Raw genomic sequence first — 2,480 nt, 5'->3', positions numbered from 1 at the left:
GAATATTTGAACGAGAAGGCCGAGGCGTAGTTCACCTGGCGCATCAGTTCCATGGTCGCTTCGAAATCCGCTTCTGTCTCACCGGGAAAGCCAACGATGAAGTCGCCGGAAAGTGCGATGTCAGGCCGGGCGGTGCGGATGCGATCGAGCAGCGCCAGATAATCCTTCGCCGTGTGCCGGCGATTCATCGCCTTGAGGATGCGGTCGGACCCCGATTGCACCGGCAGATGCAGATAGGGCATCAGCGCCGGCAGATCGCGATGGGCGGCGATGAGTTCGTCATCCATGTCGCGCGGGTGGCTGGTGGTGTAGCGCAGCCGCGCCAGGCCGGGAATTTCGGCGAGCCTGAACAGCAGCCGCCCAAGGCCCCACTCCTCGGTCTTACCCCCTTTGGTCTCGCCCCGGCCATGCCAGGCATTGACGTTCTGGCCAAGCAGCGTCACTTCGCGCACGCCGGCTTCCGCCAGGCGCTCAGCCTCCGCAACAATCTGCGCCACCGGCCGCGAGACTTCGGAGCCTCTGGTGTAAGGCACGACGCAGAAGGTGCAGAACTTGTCGCAACCTTCCTGCACGGTGAGGAAGGCGGTGACGCCACGCTTGATGACCTCGGCGCGCTTCGGCTGCGGCAGATGCTCGAACTTGTCCTCGATGGCGTAGTCGGTCTCGACGATCTTCTCGCCGCCGCGCACCCGCGCCAGCACGTCGGGGAGCCGGTGATAGGTCTGCGGGCCGATGACCAGGTCGACGGCCGGAGAACGGCGGATGATCTCGGCGCCTTCGGCCTGCGCCACGCAGCCGGCGACGCCGACCAGCATCTCACGGCCGGCCAAGGCACGTTCGGCTTTCATATCGCGAATACGGCCGAGCTCGGAATAGACCTTTTCGGCCGCCTTCTCCCTGATGTGGCAGGTGTTGAGCAGCACCAGGTCGGCCTCGCCAATGGCATCGGTCGCGGTGTAGCCGTCGGCGGCCAGCGCATCGGTCATACGCTGTGAATCATAGACGTTCATCTGGCAGCCATAGGTCTTGATGAAGACCTTCCTGGTCGCTGCAGCCGGCGCGGCGGCCATCCCTTCGGCCACGGCGTCGATGTCGTCACGCTCTATCGTGTTCAAGTCCATCCGGCGGCTTCTAACGCCTTTCCGTGACAAAAAACAGACGATTTTCAGCATGCGCCTGCAGGCACATGCCGGGGCTAGCGGCTCGGGCGCGGATCGGCAAGCGCTGCCTGCATCATCCCGCGCACCTGACTTTCCATCAGTTTCGACGTTTCCTTGCGGTTCGAGCCCTTGGAAAAGGCGATCGGTTCGCCGAAATGCACCTCGACGTCGAGGGCGCCCTCCGCCAGCAGCACCCTGAGATGCGGCATCAAATCCTCATCGCCGATCCAGGCGGCAAGCGGGCGGTGCCGGCGGCCGAGCGGCACGCCGTGCAGGCGCGTGTAGGCAATCGCCACCGGTTGGATGAAGACCTGCTCGGCCGCGCCTTCCGAAATCGCCATCGAGGCAGCGCCAAACAGCGTGCTCTTGAACGGCAGGATCATGTTGCCGTCGCCGGTCGAGCCCTCGGCAAACAGCACCATGGCATCGCCCTTGGCCATGCGGCTGGCGATCTCGCTTGCCTGGTCGCCCGAGGAACGCTTGCGTTCGCGCTCGATGAACACGGTGCGCTGCAGCTTCGACAGCATGCCGATCAGCGGCCAGCCTTCCATATCGGCTCTGGCGATGAACTTCACATCGACCATGGAGCCGAGCACCATGATGTCGGTCCAGGAGATGTGGTTGGAGGCAACCAGCAGCGGGCGCTTGTCAGAGAGCGTACCCTTGACATGGATGCGCATGCCGAGCGCCCTGATGATGAGCCTGTGCCAGATCTTGAGGATGATCGTTTCCGGCCACCAGCCGGTCTTCATCGACAGTATCTGCAATGGCACGAGGACCAATGAGCCGGCGACAACGAGGCCCAGCGCCAGGAAAATCCTGATTTTCTTGATCATCGCCCTACCCCGGCCGTCTCGCTAGCGAAGATCGCGGCGCATGACAAGCGCGCCGGTCGGCCCGTGCTCCGCCGACCTGTAGTAATTCGGACGCTTGCCGACCTCGCGGAAGCCCAGCCGACGGTAAAGCGCAATCGCGGCGACATTGGTCTCGTCGACTTCGAGGAACAGCGCTTCGGCGCGCTGCGCGTGCAGTTCGCGCAGCACCGCGTCCATCAATTGCCAGCCCAATCCCTGGCGGCGATGCGATCGCGCCACCGCCACGGTCAGGATCTCGCCTTCGCCGGCCGCGAGCCTCGCCAGCACGAAGCCGACGGGCGGCTTGGCACCCTGCCCGGTTTCGCGCGCGGCGTAGCCGAACACGGTGTCCTGTTCGAGCAAGGCGGCGAATTCTCCATCGGTCCAGGGGCGGACAAAGTCCTCGCGATGCAGCAGCGAGACCGCGCGGCTGTCTGCGATCTTCAGCGGCTCGAGCGCATAGTCC

The 2,480-nt window shown here is 64.3% G+C and carries 3 protein-coding genes; all 3 read right to left on the bottom strand.

What is annotated here, in order from left to right; all coding sequences use genetic code 11:
* Positions 1–1,121, bottom strand: a 1,121-nt coding sequence (miaB, locus tag EN935_RS31000) for a tRNA (N6-isopentenyl adenosine(37)-C2)-methylthiotransferase MiaB (RefSeq protein ID WP_127373967.1), incomplete at its 3' end; no start/stop codon positions are given.
* A gap of 74 nt (positions 1,122–1,195) precedes the next feature.
* Positions 1,196–1,996: a 1-acyl-sn-glycerol-3-phosphate acyltransferase gene (locus EN935_RS30995; protein ID WP_127266186.1), complete on the bottom strand. Its 801-nt coding sequence runs from the start codon at positions 1,994–1,996 to the stop codon at positions 1,196–1,198.
* Between the two features lie 21 nt (positions 1,997–2,017).
* Positions 2,018–2,480, bottom strand: a 463-nt coding sequence (rimI, locus tag EN935_RS30990; protein WP_127373966.1) for a ribosomal protein S18-alanine N-acetyltransferase, incomplete at its 5' end; no start/stop codon positions are given.

Source organism: Mesorhizobium sp. M7D.F.Ca.US.004.03.1.1 (genome assembly GCF_003998635.1).
Lineage (GTDB): Bacteria > Pseudomonadota > Alphaproteobacteria > Rhizobiales > Rhizobiaceae > Mesorhizobium > Mesorhizobium loti.
This window is presented reverse-complemented; position numbering and strand designations above follow the sequence as displayed.

Excerpts from the sequence above, each read along its gene's own strand:
- EN935_RS30995 (WP_127266186.1), bottom strand. The coding sequence starts at position 1,996 with ATGATCAAGAAAATCAGGATTTTCCTGGCGCTGGGCCTCGTTGTCGCC.